Source organism: Mesorhizobium sp. WSM4807, assembly GCF_055811615.1.
Window position 1 is genome coordinate 2,407 of the sequence record NZ_JBVVQY010000024.1, and the last position, 14,710, is coordinate 17,116.

General features: G+C 62.1%; 12 protein-coding genes and 1 pseudogene. 11 read left to right on the plus strand and 2 right to left on the minus strand.

From position 1 onward, the window contains the following. Positions 1-195 precede the first annotated feature (195 nt). The 11 genes and pseudogenes from pyrH to lpxB all read left to right on the plus strand — a co-directional run bounded on the left by pyrH (position 196) and on the right by lpxB (position 11,640). Positions 196-918 (plus strand): UMP kinase, encoded by a 723-nt coding sequence (pyrH, locus tag AC0L3N_RS25290; protein ID WP_473550242.1) that lies wholly within the window; start codon positions 196-198, stop codon positions 916-918. A gap of 126 nt (positions 919-1,044) precedes the next feature. Beyond that, the gene (gene frr / locus AC0L3N_RS25295; protein WP_077384157.1) at positions 1,045-1,599 is read left to right on the plus strand and encodes a ribosome recycling factor; all 555 of its coding nucleotides are present in this window, start codon (positions 1,045-1,047) and stop codon (positions 1,597-1,599) included. Between the two features lie 17 nt (positions 1,600-1,616). Further along, positions 1,617-2,360: pseudogene (locus AC0L3N_RS25300) on the plus strand (isoprenyl transferase); the annotation flags it as partial. Then, the gene (locus AC0L3N_RS25305) at positions 2,357-3,202 is read left to right on the plus strand and encodes a phosphatidate cytidylyltransferase (protein ID WP_473550143.1); all 846 of its coding nucleotides are present in this window, start codon (positions 2,357-2,359) and stop codon (positions 3,200-3,202) included. The pseudogene AC0L3N_RS25300 and the gene AC0L3N_RS25305, both read left to right, overlap by 4 nt. A gap of 116 nt (positions 3,203-3,318) precedes the next feature. Continuing rightward, entirely contained in the window at positions 3,319-4,461 is a 1,143-nt protein-coding gene (gene rseP / locus AC0L3N_RS25310) for an RIP metalloprotease RseP (protein WP_473550144.1), read from the plus strand. Positions 4,462-4,678: 217 nt separating this feature from the next. Continuing rightward, a complete protein-coding gene (gene bamA / locus AC0L3N_RS25315) occupies positions 4,679-7,030 on the plus strand; it encodes an outer membrane protein assembly factor BamA (RefSeq protein WP_473550145.1) in 2,352 nt (783 codons plus the stop codon). Positions 7,031-7,211: 181 nt separating this feature from the next. Then, positions 7,212-8,270 (plus strand): UDP-3-O-(3-hydroxymyristoyl)glucosamine N-acyltransferase, encoded by a 1,059-nt coding sequence (gene lpxD / locus AC0L3N_RS25320; protein WP_473550146.1) that lies wholly within the window; start codon positions 7,212-7,214, stop codon positions 8,268-8,270. A 1-nt stretch (position 8,271) separates the two neighbouring features. Then, entirely contained in the window at positions 8,272-8,730 is a 459-nt protein-coding gene (fabZ, locus tag AC0L3N_RS25325; protein ID WP_473550147.1) for a 3-hydroxyacyl-ACP dehydratase FabZ, read from the plus strand. 13 nt (positions 8,731-8,743) lie between these two features. After that, positions 8,744-9,577 carry an acyl-ACP--UDP-N-acetylglucosamine O-acyltransferase gene (lpxA, locus tag AC0L3N_RS25330; RefSeq protein WP_473550148.1) on the plus strand — a complete coding sequence of 278 codons (834 nt, stop codon included), beginning with the start codon at positions 8,744-8,746 and terminating at the stop codon, positions 9,575-9,577. After that, positions 9,564-10,466, plus strand: a complete 903-nt coding sequence (locus AC0L3N_RS25335) for an LpxI family protein (protein WP_473550150.1) — start codon at positions 9,564-9,566, stop codon at positions 10,464-10,466. Before lpxA ends, AC0L3N_RS25335 begins: the two co-directional genes overlap by 14 nt. Then, positions 10,456-11,640, plus strand: a complete 1,185-nt coding sequence (lpxB, locus tag AC0L3N_RS25340; RefSeq protein WP_473550151.1) for a lipid-A-disaccharide synthase — start codon at positions 10,456-10,458, stop codon at positions 11,638-11,640. The genes AC0L3N_RS25335 and lpxB overlap by 11 nt, the downstream gene beginning before the upstream one ends. Before the next feature lie 103 nt (positions 11,641-11,743). Here the strand turns inward: lpxB and gltA are convergent, their stop codons facing one another. Together gltA and gltX are read right to left on the minus strand one after the other, a co-directional pair. Beyond that, positions 11,744-13,072, minus strand: a complete 1,329-nt coding sequence (gene gltA, locus AC0L3N_RS25345) for a citrate synthase (RefSeq protein WP_065009590.1) — start codon at positions 13,070-13,072, stop codon at positions 11,744-11,746. Between the two features lie 182 nt (positions 13,073-13,254). Further along, complete coding sequence (gene gltX / locus AC0L3N_RS25350; protein WP_473550153.1) at positions 13,255-14,679, minus strand: glutamate--tRNA ligase; 1,425 nt, start codon at positions 14,677-14,679, stop codon at positions 13,255-13,257. Positions 14,680-14,710 lie beyond the last annotated feature (31 nt).

Below are 14,710 nucleotides of genomic sequence, written 5' to 3' on the forward strand. Positions count from 1 at the left end.
GTTTTTCTCATCTCCCGTTTTCCTGTGTTAAATTTTTTTTTGGGGGTTTTAAAAAAACCTATTTTATTTTTTTTCGGGGGGGGGGGCGCGGGGCCACCGGGGGCCCCCCTTCGTGTATCGGAACCCCAATGTTTCGGGGCAGCGCCTGCGCGGCGGCAGCCCGAGGCGCGTCGCACGCACGATAATGAGGACCAGATGACGGTGAAGCCCCTCTACCGACGTGTCTTGCTGAAAGCGTCGGGCGAAGCGTTGATGGGCGAGCAGCATTTCGGCATCGACGTGTCGGTAGTCGATCGCATCGCTGCCGACATCGCCGAGGCCCGCGCCCTGGGCATCGAAGTCGGCGTCGTCATCGGCGGCGGCAACATCTTTCGTGGCGTGGCGGTTGCTTCCAAGGGAGGTGACCGGGTCACCGGCGACCACATGGGCATGCTCGCCACCGTCATCAACTCGCTGGCGCTGCGCACTTCGCTGAACAAGATCGGCGTCGACGCGGTGGTGCTGTCGGCAATCGCCATGCCCGAACTTTGCGAGAGCTTTTCGCAGCGCCAGGCGACCGCCTACATGAACCAGGGCAAGGTCGTCATCTTCGCCGGCGGCACCGGCAATCCGTTCTTCACCACCGATTCGGCCGCGGCGCTGCGCGCGGCGGAAATCGGCGCCGACGCGCTGTTCAAGGGCACTCAGGTCGACGGCGTCTATTCTGCCGATCCCAAGAAGGACCCGAATGCGACACGCATCGAGCGCATCAGCCATGGCGAAGTCATAAAACGTGGTCTTTCGATCATGGATACGGCCGCGATTGCACTTGCGCGGGAAAACAACATTCCGATAATCGTCTATTCGATCCACGAGAAGGGTGGTTTCGGTGATATTCTGAGGGGCGGCGGCCGTTGCACGGTCGTCACAGACGACTGATCGGGAGCCCGATCCCGAACCGAAGGTTTCCCGTAGGCGAAAAGCGGGAACCGGTTTTCGGATTGAGGCTTGAATACGGGGTTACCCTGAACAGTGAACCCGGGCTAACGGGTCGAGGAGACGATGATGAGTGGCGAATACGATGATCTCAAACGGCGCATGGACGGGGCGATCGCTGCGTTCAAGCACGATCTGGCTTCGCTGCGGACCGGCCGCGCTTCGAGCAACCTGCTCGACGCGATCCAGGTGCAGGCCTATGGCACCACTATGCCGATCAACCAGGTGGCAAACGTGTCGGTGCCGGAGCCGCGCATGATTTCGGTTTCGGTCTGGGACAAGTCGATGGTTGGCGCGGTCGATCGCGCCATCCGTGAATCCAATCTCGGCTTCAATCCGATCGTCGACGGCACCAATCTCAGAATTCCGCTGCCCGAACTTAACGAACAGCGCCGCAAGGAGCTGGTTAAGATCTCGCATGGCTATGCCGAGAATGCGCGCATCGCCGTGCGCCACGTGCGCCGGGACGGCATGGAGTTTCTCAAAAAGGCGGAAAAGGACGGCGATATCAGCGAGGACGATCATCGCAAGCGGTCCGACCAGGTCCAAAAGCTCACAGACGAGATGATCGGCACCATCGACCATCTGCTTTCCGATAAGGAAGCAGAAATCATGCAGGTTTAAGGGTAGGTGACCGACCCGAAAGCGAGACTATGACAAGCCCCGCGCATGTCGCGATCATCATGGACGGAAACGGACGCTGGGCCAAGGCGCGCGGCCTGCCACGGCTTGCCGGCCATCGCGCCGGCGTCGAGGCGCTGCGCAACACGGTGCGCGCCGCTCCTGGCCTCGGCATCTCCTTCCTGACCGTCTACGCCTTCTCGTCGGAAAACTGGTCGCGGCCGAAGTCCGAAGTCAGCGACCTGATGGGCCTCTTGAAAATCTTCATCCGCCGCGATCTCGCCGAGCTTCACCAAAACGGCGTGCGGGTCAGGATCATCGGCGACCGGGCAGGGCTGCAACCTGATATCAGGACCCTGCTTGAAGAGGCCGAAACGCTCACCGCCCGCAACGACGCGCTGACCTTGGTCATCGCTTTCAACTATGGCGGACGCGACGAGATCGTGCGCACGGCGCGCAAGCTTGCCTCGGCGGTGGCGCGCGGCGAGCTCGACAGCGAGGCGATCACGGCCGAATCCTTTGCCGGCTCTCTCGACACCCAGGGTATTCCAGATCCGGAACTGGTCATCCGCACCAGCGGCGAGCTCAGGCTGTCGAATTTCCTTCTGTGGCAAGCGGCCTATAGCGAGCTTGTCTTCCTGCCTTGCTACTGGCCCGATTTCAGCCGCGAGCATCTGGCCGACGCATTGCGCGACTTTGCCAGTCGCGAGCGCCGTTTCGGCGGGCTTGGCGCTCAAGACGTCGCCGTGACGGCCAAGGGATGAGCAACCTCCAGCTTCGCGTCATTTCTGCCGTCGTGCTTGCGGTCGTCACACTCGGCCTGACCTGGCTTGGCGGACTGCCCTTCCGGTTGCTTTGCTCCGCCATGACGATCCTGATCTTCTACGAGTGGACGCAAATGTGCCGCCCGGTCGCCGCCACGGGTCTTGGTTTTCTGCCGGAGGCGCTGCTTCTGGTTTTCGTCGGCGGTTTGGTCGCCGGCCTGCCGGCGTCATGGCTGCTGCTACTTGTGGCAGTGATGGTCGTTGTCACCGCGGTCGTGGGTTCGATGCGCCAGACTTCGACGGGCCAGACTTCGATGCATCAAACGGGACAGTGGGACGCGTCCGGCCTTGCCTATGCCGGCATTTCCGGCCTGTCACTTGCCCTTTTGCGCGACGGCGACCATCCCGGCCTCGTCGCCATTCTGTTCCTGTTCGCGGTGGTTTGGGCGACGGACATATCAGCCTATTTCGTCGGCCGCGCTGTCGGCGGTCCGAAGCTGGCGCCATCGATCTCGCCCGGCAAGACCCAGAGCGGGGCGCTCGGCGGCGCTGTCGGCGGCGTGGTTGCCGGGCTGCTTTTGGCCGCTGCGGCCGGAGCCGGCAATCTTGCAGTGCTCGGCGTCGTTGCACTCGTGCTTTCGCTGGTCTCCCAGGCTGGCGACCTTTTCGAATCATGGGTGAAGCGCCGCCACAACCGCAAGGATTCGGGCACGCTGATACCGGGCCATGGCGGCGTCATGGACCGGGTCGACGGGCTTGTCGCGGCGGCATTCGCCCTGTACGTCATCGGCTGGATTTCGGCGACCGCCGACCATCCGGCACAGGGGCTGTTTCCAGCTTGATCGGCATTGTTTCCTGGCCTGGTATCTTGACCTGCGCAGGATGCGCCATGGATTCGCCTGGATTGATGCCACAGTCGCGGTACGACCGTGCTGCGGACGAATTTTGAGGACATGAGTTGAACGAGATTCTTCACGCGGTTTTCGGCACGGAAGGCTTTGTCCTTGGCACGCTGGTGCCGTTCCTGTTCGTGCTGACCGTAGTCGTGTTCGTCCACGAGATGGGGCATTATCTCGTCGGCCGCTGGTGCGGCATCGGCGTAAAGGTCTTTTCGATTGGCTTCGGCCCGGAACTCTTCGGCTTTAATGACAGCCATGGCACGCGCTGGAAACTCTGCGCCATTCCACTCGGCGGCTACGTCAAATTCGTCGGCGACATGAACGCCACCTCGAGCCAGCCCAGCTCGGAGGAGATCGAATTGCTGACCGATGCCGAGCGCAAGGTTGCGTTTCACACGCAGCCGGTCTGGAAGCGCGCGGCGACTGTGGTTGCCGGCCCGCTGTTCAATTTCCTGCTGACGATCGCCGTCTTCGCGGTGCTCTTTACCGCCTATGGCCGCCCCGTGATGGAGCCGATGGTGGCTGAAGTCACCGCCGACAGCCCAGCGGCGCAGGCCGGCATCCTGCCCGGGGACCGATTCGTCAGCGTCGACGGCAGCAAGGTCCAGACCTTCGCCGACGTCCAGCGCCGGGTCTCGGGCCGCGGCGGCGACGCCATCACCTTCGTCATGCTGCGCGGCGGCAAGGAGATCACCGTTACGGCGACGCCGCGATTGATGGAACAGGAAGACGCGCTGGGCAACAAGGTCAAGGTGGCCGTGATCGGCGTCGTCAACAACCAGGAGTTCGGCCAGCCCCGCCTGATCACCTACAGCCCGGCTGGCGCACTGGCTGCCGCGGTCGAGGAAACCGGCCACATCATCCAGGGTACCGGCCAGTTCCTGCAGCGTTTCGTCGTCGGTCGCGAGGATAAATGCCAGCTGGGCGGCCCAATCAAGATCGCAAAGATGTCGGGGCAGGCGGCAAAACTGGGCTTCGACTGGCTTGTGCAACTTGTTGCGCTGTTGTCGGTCGGGATCGGTATTCTCAACCTTTTGCCGGTTCCTCCCCTCGACGGCGGCCATCTCCTGTTCTACGGCGTGGAGGCCGTCATTCGGCGACCGGTGTCGGAACGGATGATGGAGATGGGTTACAGGGCCGGCCTGCTTCTCGTCTTGGGCTTCATGGGGTTCGTTTTCTGGAACGACCTGTTTGGATGCTGAAATCATGAAGAAATTTGGCTTCGGCACAGTCAATGTTGAGACGCCGTTTACCATGCATGGGGATATGCGTGACGCGAAAGCCACGCAACAGGGTTAAGTAAATACAAATTAACCAGGAGCCTTGCGTGTAGGGAAAATCCGGTTAATACGGTACGGGAAATTACCGCACGTCCGGTTTTCTCGCCGTGGGGACTTCGAGAAAAGGTACAAAAGCCCGATGAAGGCAGCATCCAAGTTTCTGAGCGCCGCGTCCGCGGTGGCCCTGTCCGCCGCCCTGGTCGTACCAGGCGCGCTCGCAGTGCAGTTCGTTGCCACATCGGCGGCCGAGGCCGCTGTTGTTTCAAGAGTTGAAGTCAGCGGCAATCAGCGGGTCGACGCCGACACGATCCGCAACTACGTCACGATCAAGCCCGGCAAGGCCTTTTCTAGCTCCGATATCGACGATGCGGTCAAGGCGCTGTTCGGCACCGGGTTGTTCTCGGACGTCCAGATCAACCAGGTCGGTTCGTCGCTGATTATCAAGGTTTCCGAATATCAGGTCGTGAACCAGGTGCTGTTCCAGGGCAACAAGAAGCTCAAGGACAACGCCCTTGCGGCCGCGGTCCAGTTGAAGCCGCGTGGAACGTTCTCGCAGCAGGCGCTCGATGCCGATGTCGAGGCGGTCAAGGCCGCCTACAGGCGTATCGGCCGCGACGACGCCGCCGTGACCACCCAGATTATGGATCTCGGCGACAACCGCGTGAACGTGGTCTTCAACATCAACGAAGGCGGCCGCACGCAGATTGCCGCGATCAATTTCGTCGGCAACAGCGCCTACTCGAGCCGTCGCCTGTCCGACGTCATCTCCACCAAGCGCTCGTCCATCCTTTCGTTCGTGCTGCGCGACGATGTCTATGATGAAGACAAGCTGCGCGCTGACGAGGAGCTGCTGCGCCGTTTCTATTACAACCACGGCTATGCCGACTTCCAGGTGATTTCCGCGGTCGGCGAACTCGACGAGACCACCAACAAATATACGGTGACCATCACCGTGCAGGAGGGCGATCGCTACACCTTCGGCGACGTCAGCGTCGAGAGCACGATTCCCGAGGTCGACGCTGCATCGCTGCAGTCGGTGGTCGAGACCCGCAAGGGCGAGGTCTACAACGCCGAGGATGTCGAAGACACCATCATCGCATTGACCGAGAGGGTCGCCGGTTCCGGCTATCCCTTCGCCCAGGTGACGCCGCGCGGCGACCGCAATTTCGAGAACCGCACCATTTCGGTGGTCTATACGATCGACCAGGGCACGAAGGCCTATGTCGAACGTATCGAGATTCGCGGCAACGACCGGACACGCGACTATGTCATTCGCCGTGAATTCGACGTGAGTGAGGGCGATGCCTTCAACCAGGTTCTCATTCAGCGCGCGAAGAAGCGGCTGGAAGCGCTCGATTATTTTGAGAAAGTCGAGGTTTCGACCGTGCCCGGCTCTGAGCCGGACCAGGTGGTGCTCGTAGTCGACGTGGTCGAGAAATCGACCGGCGAGTTCTCTGTCGGCGCCGGCTATTCGACAGGCGGCGACACCGACGGCCCATCCATCGAAGGATCGATCACCGAGCGCAACTTCCTCGGACGCGGCCAGTTCATCAAGCTATCGGCGGGCGGCGGCAAGAATTCACGTGACTACAGCTTCTCCTTCACCGAGCCCTATTTCCTCGGGCGGCGCATCGCTGCCGGTTTCGATATCTTCAACCGGACCAGGGAATACGACGACTATAAGAGCGAGACGATAGGCGCGACAGTGCGCTTCGGCCTGCCGATCACCGACGACATCTCGACGCAGCTGGCGTATAATATCTCGCAGGAGAAGTACAAGCTCGACGATGGTTGCGATCCACTGGCTGGCTGCGACGTCTCTACGGCTATCCTAAACGGCATTGAGGAAAGCCCGTGGCTCAAATCGTCGGTCAGTCTCGGTCTGGTCTACAACACCATCGACGACATGAAGAGCCCGCATGAAGGCATCTTCGCCAATGTCACCACGGAATTCGCCGGCCTCGGCGGCGACGCCAAATTCGTCAAGGTGACAGCGCGTGGCACCGTTTACCAGACATTGTCTGAGCAGCTTGATCTGGTTGGTTTGATTTCGGGCGGGGCCGGCCATATCCAGGGCTACGGCAGCGACGACGACCTGCGCATCTTCGACCATTTCCAGAGCAGCGATCGTATGATCCGCGGCTTCGCCTATGGCGGCATCGGTCCTGTCGACGACCAGGGCTTTGACGACCATCTCGGTGGCACCACCTATTTCAACGCCTCGGCGGAAGCCCAGTTTCCGATGCCGGTCATTCCGGAGAGCTTCGGCCTGCGCGGCGCGGTCTTTGCTGATGCGGCGACACTTTATGGCAACGATGTGGCGGGTGTCGATCCATCGACAACCGGGATGGAGTGGCGCGCCTCGGTCGGTCTCGGCATGATGTGGGCGTCGCCCTTTGGCCCGATCCGCATCGACTATGCGATCCCGGTCCTCAAGGAGGACACCGACGACGTGCAGGAATTCAACTTCGGCATATCGTCCCGCTTCTGATCGGCGGGCAACGATACTTCCGGGCCGTAGGGGTCCGGAAGAAAGTGATCCGACACTACAGCGCCGCGCGTCCTTCTTGGATGCGCAAAGGAGGCTGTAGAACTTTGATTTTGCGCATGATCTTTTCCGAAGATCGATTCCGATTTTCGGGGTCATGCGCTAGCTGGATATAGCTTCTGGAATGACCGATCCGGTGTTCTTCGCGCCATCACGCCGGTATACGGCTGGCGAAGTCGCGAATCTGACCGGCTCGGTGCTTGTCGATTCCGACCTCTCCGATATATCGATTGAAGCCTTGGCGCCGGCAAGCGAAGGCGGCGAGCACGCTCTTGTCTTCGTCGATGGCAGACGCAACTTCGCGCTGATGCAATCGCTGCGAGCAGCGGCGGTTCTCTGTCCCGCCGAATTTGCCGGCAAAGCGCCGGCGGGCATTGCGGTTCTGGTCCATCCGCGCCCGCAACAGGCTTTCGCGATGGTCGGACGCCTTCTTTTTCCGGCGGCTGCGACACCAGCGCCGATGACCGGCGAAACCGGTATCTCGCCGCATGCCCATATCGATCCATCGGCGCATGTCGAGGCCGGCGCGATCGTCGAGGCCGGCGCGATCATCGGCCCCCGCGCTTCGATCGGCAGCGGGACCGTCATTGCTCCTCATGCCGTTATCGGTCCCGCCTGCCAGTTCGGCCGCGATGGCTATGTCGGTCCAGGCGCCAGCATCCAGTACGCGCTGATCGGCAACCGCGTCATCATCCATGGCGGCGCCCGCATCGGCCAGGACGGTTTTGGCTTCGTGGCCGGGGCCAAGGGCCCCGAGCGCGTCCCGCAAATCGGCCGGGTCGTTATCCAGGACGACGTCGAGATCGGCTCGAACACAACGGTCGATCGTGGTGCCATGTCCGACACGATTATCGGTCAAGGCACCAAGATCGACAATCTGGTGCAGATCGCTCATAACGTCCGCATCGGCCGCAATTGCATAATCGCCGGCCTTTCGGGTATTTCCGGTTCCGTAACGGTGGGCGACAACGTCACCATGGGTGGCGGTGTCGGTCTTGCCGATCATCTGACCATAGGGACAGGGGCCAAGCTTGCTGCAAGAAGCGGGTTCATGAGCAACGTCCCCGCGGGCGAGATTTGGGGAGGTTACCCGGCGCAGCCGATGGCGGAGGCGATGCGGGAGATAGCGGCTCTGCGAAGACTGGCCAGGGCGCGGAAATCGGGCGACGGGGGGAAGAGCTGAGATGGTGGCGGCGACGACGCTCGAGGCGGTCGACATATTGGGGCTGATGAAGCTCCTGCCGCATCGTTATCCGTTCCTGATGATTGACCGCATCATCGACATCGATGGCGACGAGTCGGCTATCGGCATCAAGAACGTGACCATAAACGAGCCGCATTTCCAGGGTCATTTCCCGGATCAGCCGGTCATGCCCGGCGTGCTGATCGTCGAGGCGATGGCGCAGACGGCCGGCGCCATCTGCATCCGCAGCCTAGGCACCCAAAAACCGTCGCTGGTCTATTTCCTGACCATCGACAACGCCAAATTCCGTAAACCGGTCGTTCCCGGCGACCAGTTGAAGATCCATGTGAAGAAAATCAAGAAACGCGGCAACCTTCTCAAATTCGCCTGCGAGGCTCTCGTCGACGGCGTCAAGGCCGCGGAAGCCGAGATCTCGGCGATGATGGTCGCGAGCGACTGACGATCGAATGCTTATGAAAATCCAGACAGTCATCCATCCATCGTCGGTCATCGAGGCAGGCGCAAAAATCGGCGAAGGCGTCCGCATCGGGCCATTCTGCCACATCAGCGCCGACGCGGTGCTCGGCGACCGCGTCGAACTGGTCAGCCACATCTCGGTGATGGGCGCGACCACCATCGGTGCGTCGACCAAGGTCTATCCGATGGCGACACTGGGCGCGCCGCCGCAGAATACCAAGCACAAGGGCGGCCGCACCACGCTGGTCGTCGGTGAGAACTGCACGATCCGCGAAGGCGTGACCATGCACCTCGGCACCGATTCCAGCCGCGGCGAGACGACGATCGGTGACAACGGCAACTTCCTTGCCTACGCCCACATCGCCCATGATTGCATTGTCGGCAAGAACGCCACCTTCGCCAATCAGGCGACGTTGGGCGGCCATTGCGAGATCGGCGACAACGTCTATATCGGTGGTCTCAGCGCCGTTCATCAGTTTGTCCGCGTCGGCGACAACGCCTTTCTCGGCGGTTGCTCGGCATTCGTCGGCGATGTCATTCCCTACGCCATCGCCGTCGGCAATCGCGCCAGCCTTCGCGGCCTCAACATCATCGGCCTGAAGCGCGCCGGCCTGCCGCGCTCCGAGATCCACACGCTGCGCAAGGCTTACAGGGCGATCTTCGATCGCTCCCGAACCGTCGGCGAAAACATCGAGTTCGCCAAGGCGGAATTCGCCTCGTCACCGACCGCCATGAAAATCATCGATTTCATCGCCAGTCGCGGCAAGCGGCACTATGCCGTCCCGTCGCTCAAGGCTGGCGACGGCGACGATGCAGATGACGAAGATTGAGGCCACCCGGACCGGCCTTGATCTCGCGCCAGACGCCAAGGTCGGCATCATTGCCGGCGGCGGCAGTTTACCGGTCGAAGTCGCCAGGGCGCTTGCTGTGCAAGGCAAGTCTCCCTTCGTGGTAGTAGTGGCGGGCGAGGTCGACCGCATAGCCGACTTCGACGCCTACGAGCAGGCGACGTTGAGACTGGAGGATGTAGGCTCACTGCTGCCGACGCTCAAGAATCATCATGTTACCCATTTGGTGACAGCGGGCCATATCACACGCCGCCCCAGGCTGAGCGCCATGCGCCTCAATCTCGGCCTGCTCGCCTGGGTGCCCAGCCTTCTTGTCGGTGTAACCCAAGGCGACGACACCGTGTTGAAACTGTTCGTGCGAAGGGTCGAGCGAAGCGGCATCAAGGTTGTCGGCGCCCATGAGATCGTGCCGGAACTGGTCGCGGCCGAAGGGACGCTGACCAGGGCTGCGCCGCGGAAATCCGACTGGCGCGACATCGAAGCGGCGCATTCAGCGGCAAAGGCCATTGGCGCGCTGGATATCGGCCAGGCGGCTGTTGCGATCGGCGGCCGCGCCATCGCGCTGGAAGGCGTCGAGGGCACTGACGGATTGCTCGATCGAACAAGGCAGTTGCGCGGCCATGGCAGGCTGGCCGGCAGAACGCGCGGCGTCCTGGTCAAATGCGCCAAGCCCGGCCAGGAGTTGCGCGCCGACCTGCCCTCCATCGGCCCGCAGACGGTCGAGGCGGCGCATGCCGCCGGACTTGCCGGCATTGCCGTCGAAGCCGGCCGCTCGCTGGTTCTGGAAGGCCCTACGGTCGTCGCCCGTGCCAATGCGCTCGGTCTGTTCGTGATCGGCCTGCCTGCTGCGGAACTGGCGCATGGCGACTGAGAAACCGCTGAAGATCGCCATCGTCGCCGGCGAGGAATCCGGCGACCTGCTTGGCGCCGACATCGTAGAGGCGCTCAAACGCGCGACCGGCCGCGAGGTCCGGCTCGTCGGCATCGGCGGCCGCCATTTGCAGGCGCTCGGCCTTTCTCCGCTCTTCGACAACGGCGAGATCGCGCTGATGGGCCTGAGCGCCATCCTGCGCGACCTGCCGCGCCTGATGCGGCGGATCAGCCAGACGGCAAATGCGGTCGTCGGTGAAAAGCCCGACTGTCTCATCACCATCGACAGCCCGGATTTTTCGCTGCGCGTGGCTAAGAAGGTGCGTGCCGCCGATCCGGCAATCCCGATCGTCCACTATGTCTGCCCGAGCGTCTGGGCGTGGCGGCCGGGCAGGGCGGTGGCGATGAAACCGTATGTCGACCATATCCTCTGCATCTTGCCCTTCGAGGTGAAGGAACTCGCCCGCCTCGGTGGTCCGCCCGGCACCTATGTCGGCCATCGCCTCACGCACGATCCGGGCGTGATCGGCGCTGCCAAGGCGCAAAGCCTGCCGCGCGACCTGTCCGACGATCGTGTGAAGACACTGCTCGTGCTGCCCGGCTCGCGTCGCGGCGAGGTGCGACGGCTGGTCGGCCCGTTCGGCAAGACGATTTCGATCCTGCGCGCACGCGGACACCGCTTGCGCCTGCTGTTGCCGACGGTGCCGCATGTCGCCGACCTGGTCAGGGCTTCGGTGGCAAGCTGGGACGAGAAGCCGGAAATCATCCTTGATCCCGAACGCAAATGGCAGGCCTTCGGCAAGGCCGATGCAGCGCTGATCTCATCGGGAACGGTGTCGCTGGAACTGGCGCTGTCAGGGGTGCCGATGATCTCCTGCTACCGGCTCGATCCGGTCATGCGGATGGCCCAGCGCCTGATCACCGTATGGAGCGCCGCCTTGCCCAATCTCATCGCCGATCGCCCGATCGTGCCGGAAAGCTACAACGAATATGTGCGGCCGCACTATCTGGCGCGGCAGTTGGAGGCGCTTTTTTCCGACACCCCCTATCGCGCATGGCAGAAGGACGGTTTTGCCGAGGTGGCCAGACGCATGGCTGTCGACGGACCTTCCGGCGATATCGCTGCGGGGGTGGTGATGAGGTGCATCAAGGGAGCGAGTAGGAGTAGTGAGTAGTGAGTAGTGAGTAGTGAGTAGTGAGTAGATTGCAAAGCACCGCTCAGCGTCTAGAATTCTTATTCACTACTCACTACTCACTACTCCTACTCACTTCTTCTCTTCACCGCTTTGCAATCGGCACGTAGTCGCGTTCCGGCGCACCTGTATAGAGCTGGCGCGGGCGACCGATCTTCTGGTGCGGATCCTCGATCATCTCTTTCCACTGCGCGATCCAGCCGACGGTACGGGCGACCGCGAACAACACGGTGAACATAGTGGTGGGGAAGCCCAGCGCCTTCAGCGTGATGCCGGAATAGAAATCGACGTTCGGATAAAGCTTCTTCTCGATGAAATAGGAGTCGGTCAGCGCGATCTTTTCCAGTTCCATGGCGATGTCGAGCAGCGGGTCGTCCTTGATGCCCAGTTCGCCCAACACCTCATGTGCGGTCTTCTGCATGATCTTGGCGCGCGGATCGTAGTTCTTGTAGACGCGGTGGCCAAACCCCATCAACCGGAACGGATCGTTCTTGTCCTTGGCGCGGGCGATGAATTCCGGGATGTGGTCGACATGGCCGATCTCGCCCAGCATGTTCAAGGCCGCCTCGTTGGCGCCGCCATGGGCGGGTCCCCACAGGCAGGCGATGCCGGCGGCGATGCAGGCAAACGGGTTGGCGCCTGACGAACCGGCGAGGCGGACGGTCGAGGTCGAGGCGTTCTGCTCGTGATCGGCATGCAGGATGAAGATGCGCTCCATCGCACGCGCCAGCACCGGGTTGATCTTGTATTCCTCGCACGGCACGGCAAAGCACATATGCAGGAAGTTGGCCGCGAAATTCAGCTCGTTCTTCGGGTAAATGAAGGGCTGACCGATGTGGTATTTGTAGGCCATCGCCGCGATCGTCGGCATTTTGGCGATCAGCCGCATCGATGCGACCATGCGCTGATACGGGTCCGAGATGTCGGTGGAATCGTGATAGAAGGCTGACAGAGCGCCGACCACGCCGCACATCACCGCCATCGGATGCGCGTCGCGGCGAAAGCCGGTGAAGAAGCGCGACATCTGCTCGTGCACCATGGTGTGGCGCGTCACCCGGTAGTCGAAATCGTCCTTCTGCGCCTTGGTCGGCAATTCGCCATAGAGCAAGAGATAGCAGACTTCGAGGAAGTCGCCGTGCTCGGCCAACTGGTCGATCGGATAGCCGCGATGCAAAAGGATGCCGGCATCGCCATCGATAAAGGTGATTTCCGACTCGCAGCTTGCCGTCGACGTGAAGCCGGGATCGTAGGTGAACGCCCCGGTGGTGCTGTAAAGCGAGCCGATGTCGATGACATCAGGTCCGACCGAGCCGCTTCGCACCTTGAGCTCGTGAGTTTTGCCGCCGAATTCAAGTTTAGCAGTCGACGCGTGGGTTTTGCCGCCAAATTCCATCTTTGTCGCAGCTTCGGACATTGCAAACTCCTTTTGGTTTTCTCATGCCGGCAAAGGCGAAATATCTGCAACGCAACACGTCGAAAGCATCGGAGTTCGCGCGTTTGCGCCCGCAATTGGAATTGCGTGCCAAATTGGGCCAAAGTCCTAATGTTGCACTGCGAAACCCACCTTTCAATGCCAATCTTCTTGGGCCAGTTTTGCTAATCGATTTGATCCGCGACGCGCGCCAGGCTTTCCTCACGGCCAAGCACGGCAAGCACGTCAAACACGCCGGGCGAGGTGCTTTTGCCGGTGAGCGCGGCGCGCAAAGGTTGGGCCACAGCGCCGAGCTTATGGCCGCCGGCCACCGCATATTCCCGGATCGCAGCCTCCGCCGCTTCGGCCGCCCAATCGCCTGTAATCGCCTCTAGCGCCGCGTGGGCGCCCCGCAGGATCTCGCGCGCATCACCGCCGAGCAATGCAGCCGCCTTCTCGTCGATCGGCAGCGGCCGCTCGGCAAACAGGAAGGCGGCACCGTCGGCCAGTTCGACCAACGTCTTGGCGCGCTCCTTTAAGCCTGGCAGCGCGGCGAGCAACTGTGCCTTGCGCGTGTCGTCGAGGCGCGCTGCGATCGCCGGGCCGCCTTCGAGATAGGGCAAGGTGTTGATGAAGATATCGAGCAATTCGGCGTCGTTCATGCGGCGCATATGCACGCCGTTCAGCGCCTCGAGCTTGGCGAAGTCGAAGCGGGCGGCCCCCTTGTTGACGTCGCCGATGTCGAACCAGGCAATCATGTCGGCGATCGACATGACCTCGTCGTCGCCGTGGCTCCAGCCGAGCCGCGCCAGGTAGTTGAGCAGTGCCTCAGGCAGGTACCCCATGGCACGATAGGCTTCGACGCCGAGGGCGCCGTGCCGCTTCGACAGCTTGGCGCCGTCGGCGCCATGGATCAGCGGGATATGCGACATCGACGGCACGTCCCAGCCCATGGCTCGATAGATCACCATCTGGCGGGCGGCATTGGTCAGATGATCATCGCCGCGGATGATGTGGGTGATGCCCATGTCGTGGTCGTCGACGACGACGGCATGCATATAGGTCGGATTGCCGTCCGAGCGCAGGATGATGAAATCGTCGAGATCCTTGTTGGGGAAGCGGACTTCGCCCTGCACGAGATCATGCACCACCGTCTCGCCGTCGGCCGGTGCCTTGATGCGGATCGCGCCCTTGGCGCCGGCCGGCGCCTCCGACGGGTCGCGGTCGCGCCAGCGGCCGTCATAGCGGGGAGGCAAGCCCTTGGCCCGCGCGCTCTCGCGCATCGCTTCCAGTTCAGCCGGCGTCGCATAGCAGTAATAGGCCTTGCCCATGCGCACCAACTCCTCGGCGACCGTGCGGTGGCGCGGCGCGCGCTCGAACTGCGATACCGGCTCGCCGTCCCAGGTGAGGCCGAGCCAGGCGAGCCCGTCGAGGATGGCGGCGGTTGCCGCATCGGTCGAACGCTCACGATCGGTGTCCTCGATGCGCAGCAGCATCGTGCCGCCGGTGTGTTTCGCATACAGCCAGTTGAACAGCGCCGTGCGCGCCCCGCCAATATGCAGGAAGCCGGTGGGCGAGGGGGCAAAACGGGTGACGACCTTGTCGGACATGGAACTCTCAGGCAAGCGCAGGAAACGGATG